At 71.8% G+C, this 13,565-nt stretch carries 13 protein-coding genes; 9 read left to right on the forward strand and 4 right to left on the reverse strand.

Features of this window, described 5'->3' with window-relative positions; translation table 11 throughout:
- The first annotated feature begins 129 nt into the window (after window positions 1-129).
- From kdpF to FLL47_RS05565, 7 genes are all read left to right on the forward strand, one after another.
- Window positions 130-216 (forward strand): K(+)-transporting ATPase subunit F, encoded by an 87-nt coding sequence (gene kdpF, locus FLL47_RS45120; RefSeq protein ID WP_144119385.1) that lies wholly within the window; start codon window positions 130-132, stop codon window positions 214-216.
- Window positions 217-239: 23 nt separating this feature from the next.
- Window positions 240-1,910: a potassium-transporting ATPase subunit KdpA gene (kdpA, locus tag FLL47_RS05545; protein ID WP_144119311.1), complete on the forward strand. Its 1,671-nt coding sequence runs from the start codon at window positions 240-242 to the stop codon at window positions 1,908-1,910.
- Window positions 1,911-1,943: 33 nt separating this feature from the next.
- On the forward strand, window positions 1,944-4,157 hold the full coding sequence (gene kdpB, locus FLL47_RS05550; protein ID WP_144119312.1) for a potassium-transporting ATPase subunit KdpB: 2,214 nt from the start codon (window positions 1,944-1,946) through the stop codon (window positions 4,155-4,157).
- Window positions 4,157-5,041 carry a potassium-transporting ATPase subunit C gene (locus tag FLL47_RS05555; RefSeq protein ID WP_144119313.1) on the forward strand — a complete coding sequence of 295 codons (885 nt, stop codon included), beginning with the start codon at window positions 4,157-4,159 and terminating at the stop codon, window positions 5,039-5,041. The genes kdpB and FLL47_RS05555 overlap by 1 nt, the downstream gene beginning before the upstream one ends.
- Window positions 5,042-5,155: 114 nt before the next feature.
- Window positions 5,156-5,278, forward strand: coding sequence for a hypothetical protein (locus FLL47_RS44650; RefSeq protein WP_281286659.1), 123 nt, complete (start codon window positions 5,156-5,158; stop codon window positions 5,276-5,278).
- Window positions 5,275-5,982 carry a response regulator gene (locus FLL47_RS05560; RefSeq protein WP_144119314.1) on the forward strand — a complete coding sequence of 236 codons (708 nt, stop codon included), beginning with the start codon at window positions 5,275-5,277 and terminating at the stop codon, window positions 5,980-5,982. Before FLL47_RS44650 ends, FLL47_RS05560 begins: the two co-directional genes overlap by 4 nt.
- A gap of 7 nt (window positions 5,983-5,989) precedes the next feature.
- On the forward strand, window positions 5,990-8,647 hold the full coding sequence (locus FLL47_RS05565; protein ID WP_144119315.1) for a sensor histidine kinase: 2,658 nt from the start codon (window positions 5,990-5,992) through the stop codon (window positions 8,645-8,647).
- A 54-nt stretch (window positions 8,648-8,701) separates the two neighbouring features.
- On the opposite strand, the gene FLL47_RS43900 is transcribed toward FLL47_RS05565, so the two are convergent.
- From FLL47_RS43900 to FLL47_RS05580, 4 genes are all read right to left on the reverse strand, one after another.
- The gene (locus FLL47_RS43900; RefSeq protein WP_246157556.1) at window positions 8,702-8,941 is read right to left on the reverse strand and encodes an RICIN domain-containing protein; all 240 of its coding nucleotides are present in this window, start codon (window positions 8,939-8,941) and stop codon (window positions 8,702-8,704) included.
- Complete coding sequence (locus FLL47_RS43905) at window positions 8,938-9,174, reverse strand: hypothetical protein (RefSeq protein ID WP_246157558.1); 237 nt, start codon at window positions 9,172-9,174, stop codon at window positions 8,938-8,940. The genes FLL47_RS43900 and FLL47_RS43905 overlap by 4 nt, the downstream gene beginning before the upstream one ends.
- A gap of 76 nt (window positions 9,175-9,250) precedes the next feature.
- Complete coding sequence (locus FLL47_RS05575; RefSeq protein ID WP_144119316.1) at window positions 9,251-9,856, reverse strand: class I SAM-dependent methyltransferase; 606 nt, start codon at window positions 9,854-9,856, stop codon at window positions 9,251-9,253.
- Window positions 9,857-10,351: 495 nt separating this feature from the next.
- On the reverse strand, window positions 10,352-10,858 hold the full coding sequence (locus tag FLL47_RS05580) for a GbsR/MarR family transcriptional regulator (protein ID WP_246157561.1): 507 nt from the start codon (window positions 10,856-10,858) through the stop codon (window positions 10,352-10,354).
- A gap of 80 nt (window positions 10,859-10,938) precedes the next feature.
- On the opposite strand from FLL47_RS05580, the gene FLL47_RS05585 reads away from it, so the two are divergent.
- Window positions 10,939-11,832 (forward strand): ABC transporter ATP-binding protein, encoded by an 894-nt coding sequence (locus FLL47_RS05585; RefSeq protein WP_144119317.1) that lies wholly within the window; start codon window positions 10,939-10,941, stop codon window positions 11,830-11,832.
- Window positions 11,829-13,439 carry an ABC transporter permease gene (locus tag FLL47_RS05590; RefSeq protein ID WP_144119318.1) on the forward strand — a complete coding sequence of 537 codons (1,611 nt, stop codon included), beginning with the start codon at window positions 11,829-11,831 and terminating at the stop codon, window positions 13,437-13,439. The genes FLL47_RS05585 and FLL47_RS05590 overlap by 4 nt, the downstream gene beginning before the upstream one ends.
- The last annotated feature ends 126 nt before the right edge of the window (window positions 13,440-13,565 follow it).

The following is a 13,565-nucleotide window of genomic DNA, read 5'->3' on the forward strand; positions in this document are numbered from 1 at the left end:
GCGAACGACCGGCAGACGACCCGACAACGCATTGATGAGGAGGCGCGTGATGGCCGATCTGGCTTACGTGCTGCTCACGGTGGGTCTGTTCGCAGTGCTCGCCCTCGTCGTACGAGGAGTGGAGCGGCTGTGACGGCCAACCTGATCGGCTTGGTGATCGCCTGCGCATTGGCGGTCTTCCTGGTCTTCGCCCTGCTGTTCCCCGAGAAGTTCTGACGATCGAAGAGAGCTGTCCGCAGATGAGCACGACAACCGCGGGAGTGCTGTTCATTCTCTCGCTCATCGCCGCGCTGGCGGTCGCGTACCGCTACCTCGGTGACTACATGTTCCGCGTGGTCGCCGGGGAGCGCCACCACCGCGTCGAGCGCGGCATCTACCGGGTGCTCGGCGTCGACCCGGACGCGGAGCAGTCCTGGGGCGTGTACGCCCGCAGCGTTCTGGCGTTCTCGCTGATCTCGATCCTGGGCCTGTTCGCCTTCCTGCGCCTGGAGGACCTGATCTTCAAGGTGCCGGACTTCGCGACCCCGATCGGCGAGCGCGTCTTCCCGCACCTGGCCTGGAATACGGCGGTCAGCTTCGTGACCAACACGAACTGGCAGGCCTACTCCGGCGAGGCGGCGATGACGCACTTCGTCCAGATGGCCGGTCTGGCGGTGCAGAACTTCGTCTCCGCGGCCGTGGGTATCGCGGTGGCGGTGGCGCTGGTCCGCGGCTTCGCCCGGCGCAGGAGCGAGCAGCTCGGCAACTTCTGGGTCGACCTGACCCGGATTGCGCTGCGCATCCTGCTGCCGCTGTCCGTCGTGGCGGCCGTGGTGCTGCTCGTCGGGGGCGTGGTGCAGAACCTGACCGACGGCACCACGCTGTCCACCCTGACCGGTGCGCAGCAGCACATCACCGGCGGCCCGGTGGCCAGCCAAGAGGTGATCAAGGAGCTCGGCACCAACGGCGGCGGCTTCTACAACGTCAACTCCGCGCACCCGTTCGAGAACCCGAACGCGTGGACGGACTGGCTGGAGATCTTCCTGCTGACGGTCATCCCGTTCTCGCTGCCGCGGGTCTTCGGCCGGATGGTCAAGGACAACCGGCAGGGCTACGCGATCCTGGCCGTGATGGCCATCATCGCCGTCGCGAGTGTCGCGCTCACCAACGTGTTCGAGCTGGGTCACGCCGGCACGGTGTCGCAGGCGGTCGGGGCGGCCCTCGAGGGCAAGGACATCCGGTTCGGGGTGTCGAACTCGGCGACCTTCGCCGCCGCGACGACGCTGACGTCGACCGGAGCGGTGAACTCGTTCCACGACTCGTACACCGCGCTCGGCGGCATGATGCCGATCGTCAACATGATGCTCGGCGAGGTCGCGCCCGGCGGTGTCGGTTCAGGCCTGTACGGCATGCTGGTCATCGCGGTGATCACGGTGTTCGTCGCCGGCCTGATGGTCGGCCGCACCCCGGAGTACCTGGGCAAGAAGATCGGCGCCCGCGAGATCAAGTTCGCGTCGATGTACTTCCTGATCACCCCGGCGCTGGTGCTGACCGGCGTCGCCGCCGCGATGGCCACGGGCCACTGGCAGACGCAGCTCAACGTCGGCCCGCACGGCTTCTCCGAGGTCGTGTACGCGTTCACCTCCGCGGCCAACAACAACGGCTCGGCCTTCGCGGGCATCACGGTCAACACGCCTTGGTGGGACACCGCGCTCGGCCTGGCCATGCTGCTCGGCCGCTTCCTGCCGCTCATCTTCGTGCTGGGCCTGGCCGGTTCGCTGGCCCGGCAGGCGCCGACCCCGGCGTCGGCGGGCACGCTGCCGACCGACAAGCCGCTGTTCATCGGCATGGTCGTCGGTGTCGTCGTGATCCTGGTGGCCCTGACCTTCCTGCCCGCACTCGCCCTCGGCCCACTGGCCGAAGGCCTGTGATCCGGCCTGCGCAGAAACAGACAAGGATAAGAAATGACTGTCACATCAGTGGCATCGGAGAATCCGCGGGCGCAGTCGCGAAAGGTCGGCGGCGGACTGCTCGACCCGCAGCAGCTGTGGCGCTCGCTGCCCGACGCGCTGCGCAAGCTCAACCCGGCGACGCTGTGGCGCAACCCGGTCATGCTGATCGTCGAGGTCGGCGCGGTGTTCACCACGTTGCTGGCGATCACGCAGCCGTCCTGGTTCTCCTGGGCGATCACGGTCTGGCTCTGGCTGACGGTGGTCTTCGCCAACCTGGCCGAGGCGGTGGCCGAGGGCCGGGGCAAGGCACAGGCCGCGACGCTGCGCAGCGCCAAGAAGGACACCATGGCCAGGCGGCTGGTCGGCTGGTCCGAGGGTGCCGCGGCGACGCAGTACCGCGAGGAGCCGGTCGCGGCGTCGGCGCTGGCCCAGGGCGACCTCGTGGTCGTCGAGGCGGGCCAGGTCATCCCCGGTGACGGCGACGTGGTCGAGGGCATCGCCAGCGTCGACGAGTCGGCGATCACCGGCGAGTCTGCTCCGGTCATCCGCGAGTCCGGCGGCGACCGCAGCGCGGTCACCGGCGGTACGAAGGTGCTGTCCGACCGGATCGTCGTGCGGATCACCCAGCAGCCGGGACAGAGCTTCATCGACCGCATGATCGCACTCGTCGAGGGCGCCAACCGGCAGAAGACCCCCAACGAGATCGCGCTCAACATCCTCCTCGCGGCGCTGACCGTCATCTTCCTGCTGGCCGTGGTCACGCTGCAGCCGATGGCGATCTACGCCAAGAACTGGCAGGCCGCCGCCCCGGACACCGCCTCGTTCGGCCCGGACGGCATCAGCGGCATCGTGCTCGTCTCGCTGCTGGTCTGCCTCATCCCCACCACCATCGGGGCGCTGCTGTCCGCGATCGGCATCGCCGGCATGGACCGCCTGGTGCAGCGCAACGTCCTCGCCATGAGCGGCCGGGCCGTCGAGGCCGCGGGCGACGTCAACACCCTGCTGCTGGACAAGACCGGCACGATCACCCTGGGCAACCGCCAGGCGTGGCAGTTCCTGCCCGCCGCAGGGGTCTCCGAGGAGGCGCTCGCCGACGCGGCACAGCTGTCCAGCCTCGCCGACGAGACGCCCGAGGGCCGCTCGATCGTGGTGCTGGCCAAGGAGCGGTACGGCCTGCGCGCCCGCGAGGAGGGCGTGATGCCGCACGCCACCTTCATCCCGTTCACCGCGCAGACCCGCATGTCGGGGGTCGACCTGGCGGAGGACGGCACTGGCGCCGCGCGGAGTGCGCCGGCGAGCCCCGCAAGCGGCGGCGACGGCGGCACCGTCCGGCAGGTCCGCAAGGGCGCGTCCGCGGCGGTCATGAAGTGGGTCCGCGACCACGGCGGCCACCCCTCCGACGACGTCGGCCCGGCCGTGGACGCCATCTCCGGCCAGGGCGGCACGCCGCTGGTGGTCGCCGAGCTGGTCCCTGGGCGGCCGGCCCGCGCGCTGGGCGTCATCCACCTCAAGGACGTCGTCAAGTCCGGCATGCGCGAGCGCTTCGACGAGATGCGCCGCATGGGCATCCGCACCGTGATGATCACGGGTGACAACCCGCTGACCGCCAAGGCGATCGCCGACGAGGCCGGGGTGGACGACTTCCTGGCCGAGGCGACACCGGAGGACAAGCTCGCCCTGATCCGCAAGGAGCAGGAGGGCGGCCGGCTGGTCGCGATGACCGGCGACGGCACCAACGACGCCCCGGCCCTCGCCCAGGCGGACGTGGGCGTGGCCATGAACACCGGCACATCGGCTGCGAAAGAGGCCGGCAACATGGTCGACCTCGACAGCGATCCCACCAAGCTCATCGAGATCGTCGAGATCGGCAAGCAGTTGCTGATCACGCGGGGGGCGCTGACCACGTTCTCGATCGCCAACGACATCGCGAAGTACTTCGCGATCATCCCGGCGATGTTCGCGGTGGTGTACCCGAGCCTGGACGCGCTGAACATCATGCGGCTGTCCAGCCCCGAGTCCGCCATCCTCAGCGCCGTCATCTTCAACGCGCTGATCATCATCGCGCTGATCCCGCTGTCCCTGCGCGGCGTGCGCTACACGCCGAGCAGCGCGAGCAAGCTGCTGACCCGCAACCTGTGGATCTACGGCCTCGGCGGCATCATCGCACCCTTCCTCGGAATCAAGATCATCGACATGGTCATCTCGCTCATCCCAGGGATCTCATGATGCGCACTCCCCGTTGGATCTCCCGGCACCTGGCGGCCGTCCGCGCGCTGGTCTTCTTCACCGTGCTGCTCGGTCTGCTCTACCCGCTGGCCATCACCGGCGTGGCCCAGCTTCCCGGGCTCCGCGACAACGCGAACGGCTCGCTGATCGAAGTGGACGGCAAGCCCGTGGGCAGCTCGCTCATCGGCCAGTCGTTCACCGACGCCGACGGCAGCCCGGTGAAGAAGTACTTCCAGAGCCGCCCGTCGGCCTCCGGATACGACCCCGACGCCACCGCCGCCGGCAACCTCGGCCCGGAGAGCATCGAGGACACCCTCGGCGACCCGGCCCTGGACCCGAACTCCGCCGACGGCGACGGTAGCAAGCAGGCCCTGCTCACCCAGGTCTGCGCGCGCAGCAAGGCCGTCGGCGAGCTGGAGGGCGTGGACGGCTCCCGGCCGTACTGCACCGCCGACGGCGTCGGGGCGGTCCTGCGGGTCTTCTACACCGACGGCCTGTCCGGCAAGGTCACCCGCGCGGTCAGCGTCAACCAGGCCTGCCCCGCGACGCCGTTCCTGCCCAGCTACGAGGGCGTCGCGGTCGAGTGCGCCAAGTTCGGCGAGGACTACCGCAAGGGCGTGCTCGTCCCGGTCCGGGGCAGCGCCCCCGAGCAGCCGGCCGTGCCCGCCGACGCGGTCACCGCCAGCGGCAGCTCACTCGACCCGCACATCAGCGTCGACTACGCCGAGCTCCAGGCCGAACGCGTCGCCTCGGCCCGCGGCGTACCCGTCGACAAGGTCACCGCCCTGATCGCCGAGCACACCACCGGCCGCGCCCTCGGCTTCATGGGCGAACCCGCCGTCAACGTCCTCGAGCTGAACCTGGCCCTGGACCGCATCCAGTGAAAGGAAGGGCATCGTCGGCTCGCGCCGGCGCGACGAGCAGCAGCTCGGCACATCGCCATGCGTAGCGGAAGGTGCCCTTCCCCACCCCTGCCCGGCACGAGGATCGAGGAGATCATGGACGGTACGCTGATCCGGGAGGCGACCCCCGGTGGCCTGAGCACGATGCTGTCGCTGCCCGAGGCGGGGCCCGGCGAGGACGCCTGCGCGGCCGTGGCGGGGGAGGAAACCGGGGCATGACGAAGATCCTGATCGTGGACGACGAGCCGCAGATCCTGCGCGCGCTGCGGATCAACCTGAAGGCCCGCGGCTACGACATCGAGCTGGCCGCCGACGGCGCGGCGGCGCTGCGGGTGGCGGGCGCGACGCATCCCGACGTGGTGGTGCTGGACCTGGGTCTGCCCGACATGGACGGCGTCGACGTGATCCGGGGCCTGCGCGGCTGGTCGGCCGCGCCGATCATCGTGCTGTCCGGGCGCTCCGGCAGCGAGGACAAGGTGCACGCGCTCGACGCGGGCGCCGACGACTACGTCACCAAGCCGTTCGGGGTCGACGAGCTGCTGGCCCGGATCCGGGCGGTGACCCGCCGGCACGTCGCGGCACCGGAGGCGCAGAGCACGGTGCGCATCGGCCGGTACACCGTGGACGTGGGCAGCCATCAGGTGCGCCCGGTCAGCGGCGGCGGCGACGTGCGGCTGACGCCGACCGAGTGGCACCTGCTCAGCGCGCTCGTGCGCAACCCCGGCAAGCTGGTCAGCCAGCGGCAGCTGCTGCAGGAGATCTGGGGACCGCAGTACGCCACGGAGACCAACTACCTGCGCCAGTACATGGCCCAGCTGCGGCGCAAGCTCGAAGACGACGCGGCCCACCCGCGCCAGCTGCTCACCGAGCCGGGAATGGGTTACCGGTTCGTCCCGTACGACGAACCGGCCCACGGGGGATGATCGGCTGATGGCACGTGGACAGCTGCGCATCTACCTCGGCGCCGCGCCGGGCGTGGGCAAGACCTACGCCGTGCTGGAGGAGGCGCAGCGCCGCCGCGGCCGGGGCACCGACATCGTGATCGGCTTCGTGGAGACCCACGGCCGGCAGCACACCGCCGACATGCTCGACGGCCTTGAGACCGTGACCCGCCGGAGCGTGGACTACCGGGGCGCCGCGTTCACCGAGATGGACGTCGACGCGGTGCTGGCGCGCGCCCCGCAGGTCGCCGTCGTCGACGAGCTGGCCCACACCAACGTGCCCGGCAGCCGCAACGCCAAGCGCTGGCAGGACGTCCAGGAGCTGCTCGACGCGGGCATCACCGTGCTGTCGACGGTCAACATCCAGCACCTGGAGTCGCTCAACGACGTCGTCGAGCAGATCACCGGCATCGTGCAGCGCGAGACGGTCCCCGACCAGGTGGTGCGCCAGGCCGACCAGGTCGAGCTGATCGACATGACGCCCGAGGCGCTGCGCCGCCGCATGGCCCACGGCAACGTCTACCAGCCCGACAAGATCGACGCCGCGCTCGGCAACTACTTCCGGGTCGGCAACCTCACCGCGCTGCGCGAGCTGGCGCTGCTGTGGCTGGCCGACAAGGTCGACGAGCAACTCGACCGGTATCGGGCCGACCACCACATCGCCAAGCAGTGGGAGACCCGGGAACGGGTCGTCGTGGCGGTCACCGGCGGCCCGGAGGGCGAGACCCTGATCCGCCGGGCGGCCCGGATCGCGGGCCGCAGCCGCGGGGCCGACCTGCTGGCACTGCACGTGGCGCGTTCCGACGGGCTCGCCGGAGCCGATCCGGCGCTGCTGGCCAAACAGCGGGTGCTGGTCGAAAGCCTCGGCGGCACGTACCACCAGGTCGCGGGCGCCGACGTGCCGCAGGCGCTGCTCGACTTCGCGCGCGGCGTCAACGCGACCCAGCTGGTGCTGGGGGCGAGCCGCCGCGGGCGGCTGGCGCAGATCCTGTCGCCCGGCGTCGGGGTGACCACGACGGCGCTGTCCGGCGCGATCGACGTTCACCTTGTTCCGCACGAACGGATCGGCCGCGGGCGCCGACCGCTGCTGGGCAGCGGCGTCTCGGCGCTGTCCCCGGCCCGCCGGCTGACCGGCTTCGGCCTCGCCGTGCTCGGCCTGCCGCTGCTGACCGTGCTGCTGCAGACCCTGGGCGCGGAGCTGTCGCTGGCCAGCGACATCCTGCTGTTCCTGGCCATGGTCGTCGTGGTCGCGCTGATCGGCGGGCTGTGGCCCGCGCTGCTCGCCGCGGTAGCGGGTTCCCTGCTGCTGAACTACTTCTTCACCCCGCCCTTGCGCAACTTCACCATCGCCCAGCGCGAGAACGTCCTGGCGCTGGCCGTGTTCATCCTGGTCGGCGTCGCGGTCAGCGCGGTGGTGGACCTGGCGGCCCGGCGCACCCGCGAAGCGGCCCGCGCCTCCGCCGACGCGAACACCCTGGCCACCGTCGCGGGCAGCGTGCTGCGCGGCGCCAGCCCGCTGCAGGCACTGCTGGAGAACCTGCGGGAGACGTTCCAGCTCGACACGGTCACCGTGCTGGAGCGCCGCGACGACGTCCGGCCCGGCCCGGACTGCCAGGGCGACCCCACCGCCTGGCAGGTGGCCGCGACCGTCGGCGGGCAACCCTGCCTCACCCCGTCCCAGGGCGACACCGCGGTGCCCGTCGACGACCAGGTCACCCTGGTCCTGCGGGGTCCCACCCCGGCCGCCGCCGACCGGCGGATCATCGAGGCGTTCGCCGCCCAGGCCGCGCTCGCGCTGCGCCAGGAGCGGCTGACCGCGGAGGCCGCCAGGGCCAAGCCGCTGGCCGAGGCCGACCGGATGCGCACCGCGCTGCTCGCTGCGGTCAGCCACGACCTGCGTACGCCGCTGGCCTCGGCCGTCGCCGCGGTGGAGGGCCTGCGCAGCGACGACGTGGCGTTCAGCGATGAGGACCGCCGCGAGCTGCTGGCCACCGCCGCCGAGTCGCTGGACCGGCTGTCCCGGCTGGTCGCCAACCTGCTGGACATGAGCCGGCTGCAGGCGGGGGCGCTGGGCGTGGCCGCCGTCGACGTGTGGCTGGACGAGGCCGTGCCGACGGCGCTCGACGAGCTCGGCGCACCGGGCCGGGAGGTGCGCGTACGCATCCCGGACGATCTGTCGGCGGTGCGCGCCGATCCGGGCCTGCTACAACGCGTACTCGTCAACGTCGTCAGCAACGCGCTGCGTTTCAGCCCGCCCGACCGCCCGCCGCTGGTCACCGCGAGCGAGCACGGCGACGTGGTCGAGTTGCGCATCGTCGATCACGGGCCGGGCATCCCCGAGGAGCAGCGCGACCACGTGTTCCTGCCGTTCCAGCGGCTCGGCGACCGCGACAACGACACGGGTGTCGGCCTGGGCCTGGCCCTGTCCCGGGGCCTGGCCGAGGCGATGGGCGGCACGCTGCTGCCCGAGACGACGCCCGGCGGCGGTTTGACGATGGTGCTCAACCTGCCCGCCGTGCCGCCACCCGCGGGCCTGACCGCGGCCGAGGCGGCCGCCGCCGACCGGGCCTTCACCGAGGGCCTGCACCGCCCGGCCCGGGACGGCGGCACCGGCGACCCGGCACCGGCGACACCACCGGACCGGTGACGCCGTACGGCGGTGCGCCAGGCTCCGGGCCCGGTGCACCGCCGAGTGCGACCGTCAGCCGAGCAGGCGCCAGCGGTGGTCGGCGGTGCCGTTGTCGCCGTACTGCACGACGTTGGCGCTGTCGGCCGTGGACATGCCGGACACGGCGAGGACCTTGCCGCTGTTGGCGTTCTGCACGCGATACCAGACGCCGGGCCGGACGACCGCGGGCGTGGCGGTGACCTTCCACTGCAGGATCCCGCCGGACACGCCGGGCTTGAGCTGGGCGACGACCCGCAGCGCCGTCGTGGTCACGGCCGTGAAGGTCGTGTTGTTGTACGCGTCCAGCCGGTGTTCGCGTACACCAGGAAGTGCGAGACCTGGTCGTAGTCGCCGCCGATGCCGGACGCGTCCAGCGACAGCTGCTGGGCCAGCCAGGCGGTGGGCCTGGTCGATCCGGCGGGCAGTTTGAGGAACGGGGTGCGGGTCAGGCCGGGGGAGTAGGGGAAGTAGATCCCGCCGGAGGAGGTGTCGCCGACCAGGGTCACCGGCGTGCCGGTGCCCGCGGCCCAGGAGGGCGAGCACCTGTACTACCGGATCTGCGTGTGAGCCCGTCCGCCGGTGTCAGGCGGCGGGCCGTCGCAGCACGGTCACCGCGAAGTCGGAGTCGGCGTGCCACGGCCGCAGGTCCCAGGTCGCGAAGCGCTGGTCCACGATCAGTCCCGCCTCGGCGGCGTGGGCATCGAAGTCGGTCAGGGCGTAACCGCGTCCGGTGCCGAACCCGACCACCACCGGTCCGTCGGGCCGCACATGCGCGCCGACCCGGCGCAGCACCTCGGCCTCGGTGTCGGGCGCGAGGTAGAGCATGACGTTGCCGGCCAGGATCGCGGCGTCGAACAGCCGGGGCTGCCCCTGCACTCGCAGGTCGAATTCGGCGAGGTCGCCGACGATCCACTCGATGTCCGGGTAGTCCTGGCGGGCCGCCTCGATCAGGGTCGCGTCGGCATCGATGCCGACCACGGTATGGCCGCGTTGGGCCAGTGCCGCGCCGACGCGGCCACTGCCGCAGCCCGCGTCGAGCACCGTCGACCCGGGCGCGATGATCGCGTCGAGCGTACGTGCCTCGCCCGCGAGGTCGTGGCCCGCGGCCGCCATCTGGCGGAAGCGGTCGGCCATCCGCTGGGCGTGGCCGGTCGATGTGTCGGTCACCCATCGGGTCTGCCGTGCCATGCCCACCCCTGTTCCATCCGTTCCGGCCAGCGTGCCAGGCGCCGTCCCCACGCCGCCAGCGGCCCCGCCGGGCCACCATCTCCGCGCCCGCCGCCATGCGGCCCCCAGTCCCGCCGCCCCTTTCCGGCTCCGCAGCCGACCTGGTGGTCCCGGGTCACGGCGCGCCCTTCACCCATCGGCTACCACGGCCGGGCGGGCACCCTCGATGCCGCCATGCCTCGCCCGCCCGCTCGCCCGCTCGCCCGCACAACCCTCGCCCTCGGGCTGGGTTCCCGCAGCTGGGACATGCCTGCGGAGTGACTTTGCTCTGCACCCAAAGTCTTGCTCTGCACCCACCGGCGCAACAGTCCACGCCCGTTGCGTATTCGGGTGCAGAGCAAGCAAATGGGTGCAGAGCAAAGTCACTCGAGGGGTATGTCCCAGCTCGGTGAACACGGACCGGTGCGACCCGCGCGGCGTGCCGGCGGCGATGGGGCCGGTTGCGGGTGATGGTCGTCAGGAGGTCGGGGCGGCCTTTCGCAGGCGGGCCTTGTGTTCGGCCCACTGGTCCAGCAGTGCGGGCATGTTGTCCTGCACCCAGGCGTAGAAGTCGCGCATCCCGGCGAGCTTGGCCCCGGCCGGGGTGTCCTGCCCGCCCGCGGCGGCGACGCCCTGGTCGGCGGCGTCGCTGAGGGTCTTGAGCAGGCTCATCTTGGCGACGGTCACCTCGTACCAGGAGTCGTCGACCATGCGGTAGCGGTCGCGGCGCGAGCCGGGCACCGGCTCCCTGGCGACCATGTTCAGGTGGACCAGGTAGCGGATGGCGCTGGAGATGCCTGCCGCGCTCACGCCCAGCCGGTCGGCGAGTTCGGCCGCGGTCAGCGCCCGTTCGTCGGCGGCCATCAGGGTGAACACCACCCGGCCGGCCATCCGGGGGAAGCCCCAGTCGGCCAGCAGCCGGGCCATGTGCTCGACGAAACTGCGCATCGCCTGCTCATCGCGCTGCGGCGGGGAGTGTGCCACGTGACCTCCGTCAAGATTTCGTCAAGACAGTAGCTTTCATACTTTCACAAACTTGTGAAACGAGTGTAACGTCCGAAAACATGGACAACGCCATTTCAGTGGTCGGCCTGACCAAGAGTTTCGGCCAGGCCAAGGCCCTCGACGGCCTGGATCTGACGGTCGCACGCGGCGAGGTGCACGGCTTCCTCGGACCGAACGGCGCCGGCAAGACCACCACGATCCGCATCCTGCTCGGCCTGCTCCGGGCCGACGGAGGCACCGCCACGCTGCTCGGCGGCGACCCCTGGCGCGACGCGGTCGCGCTGCACCGGCGCCTGGCATACGTGCCCGGCGACGTCACCCTCTGGCCCAACCTCTCCGGCGGCGAGGTCATCGACCTGCTCGGCCGGCTGCGCGGCGGGCTGAACGCCCAGAAGCGCAAGGACCTGCTCGAGCGCTTCGACCTGGACCCGAGGAAGAAGGGCCGCGCCTACTCCAAGGGCAACCGGCAGAAGGTCGGGCTCATCGCGGCGCTCGCCTCCGACGTCGAGCTGCTGCTGCTCGACGAGCCGACCTCCGGCCTGGACCCGCTGATGGAGGAGGTCTTCCGGCAGGTCGTCGCCGAGGAGACCCGCAACGGCCGTACCGTGCTGCTGTCCAGCCACATCCTGTCCGAGGTCGAGGCGCTGTGCGACCGGGTGAGCATCATCCGGCTGGGCCGCACCGTGGAGACCGGCACCCTGGCCGAGCTGCGCCACCTGACCCGCACCCACATCACCGCCGAGCTGGCCACCCCGCCGAACGGCCTGGCCCAGCTGCCCGGTGTGCACGACCTGAAGGCCGACGGCAGCACCGTGCGCTTCCAGGTCGATCAGGCCGAGCTCGACGCGGTGCTGCGCCAGCTCACCACCCACGGCGTACGCAGCCTGGTGAGCCAGCCGCCGACGCTGGAAGAGCTGTTCCTGCGCCACTACGAGACGGAGTCGCAGCGATGACCTCCCTCACCGGCACGGGCACGCTGATCCGGCTGATCCTGCGCCGCGACCGGGTGCTGATGCCGATCTGGATGCTGTGCATGGCCCTGCTGCCGATGGGCCTGGCCTCCGGCACGGCGAGCCTGTACCCGACCGACGCCGGCCGCCAGGGCTACATCGACTCCCTGGCCGCCAGCCCCATCATGCTGCTGTTCTACGGCCAGAAGCCGGCCGAGCCCAGCCTCGGCGCGCTGATCTTCTGGCGGGCCGCGACCGGCATCGTCATCATGGGGCTCATCGGCCTGCTCGTCGTCATCCGGCACACCCGGGTCGAGGAGGAGGCCGGCCGCCGGGAGCTGCTCGGCTCCGCGGTCGTCGGCCGCCACGCGGCGCTGGCCGCGGCCGTGCTCACCGTCTCCGGGGCGAGCCTGGTCGTCGGTGTCCTGGTCGCGCTCGGCATGATCAGCCAGCAGACCCCCGCCCCGGGCGCGTTCGCCATGGGCCTGGCGTGGGCGTTCGCGGGCATCCTGTACGCCGCCATCGGCGCGCTCGCCGCCCAGCTCACCACCGGCGCCGGCGCGGCCCGCGGCATCGCCGGCGCGCTGCTCGGCCTCGACTTCATCCTGCGCGGCACCGGCGACGTCGCCGCGGGCGGCCTGTCCTGGCTGGCCTGGGCCACGCCGCTGAGCTGGGTGTACAAGGTGCACGCCTACACCGACGACCGGTGGTGGCTCTTCGCGCTGACCGCGGCCGTCGCGCTGGTCCTGGTGCTGGCGGCCCTGCGCCTGTCGGCCCGCCGGGACGTCGGCGCGGGCCTGCTCCCGCCGCGGCTCGGCCCGGCCGCGGCCCCCGCGTCGCTACGCAGCCCGTTCGGTCTGGCCTGGCGGCTGCACCGCGGCTCGCTGACCGGCTGGACGATCGGTCTCGGCGTCGTCGGCGGCGTGCTCTTCGGCGGCGTCGCCAAGACCGCGAGCAGCCTGCTCGAAGGCAACGGCCAGCTCACCGAGATCATGGAGCGCATCGGTGGCAAGTCGGTGGCGTCCGACATCTTCATCGGCGGCTCGATGGGCATCGCCGCGATCGCGGTTGCCGCCTACGGGATCTCGGCGGCGCTGCGGATGCGCACCGAGGAGGCGGCCCTGCGCAGCGAACCCGTGCTCAGCGCCGGGGTCGGCCGGCTGCGATGGGCGGCCGGGCACCTGGCATTCGCACTGCTCGGACCGACCGTGGTCATGGCGGTCACCGGCCTGGTCGCCGGCCTGATGTACGGGGCGAGCACCGGAGACGTCGGCCGTGAGGTGCCCCGGGTCATCGGTGCGGCGCTGGTGCAGATGCCCGCGGTCTGGCTGCTGACCGGCCTGACCGTGGCGGCGTACGGGCTGCTGCCGCGGTTGTCGCCCGCCGTCGGCTGGGTGGCGCTGTCGGTCTGCGTGCTGCTCGGCCAGATCGGCGCGGCGCTGCAGCTGGACCAGATCGTGCTGGACGTGTCCCCGTTCACGCACATCCCGCACCTGCCGGGCCCGGCCGACGTGCCGGTGACCCCGCTGCTGGTGCTGACCGTTCTCGCCGCCGGGCTGACGGCGGCGGGACTGGCGGCCCTGCGCCGCCGCGACATCCCCGTCACCTAGGCCTACCGTCCGTAGGACGGAACAGGTGCGGGTCCTCCGGCCCGGTGTGCAGCGACCAGACCGCACACCGGTTCCGGTGGGCCCGCGGGTGGCGGGGCCAGATCGAGAACCGCAGGGTCGCCTGAC

This window comes from Catellatospora sichuanensis (assembly GCF_007483665.1).
Taxonomy (GTDB): Bacteria; Actinomycetota; Actinomycetes; order Mycobacteriales; family Micromonosporaceae; genus Catellatospora; species Catellatospora sichuanensis.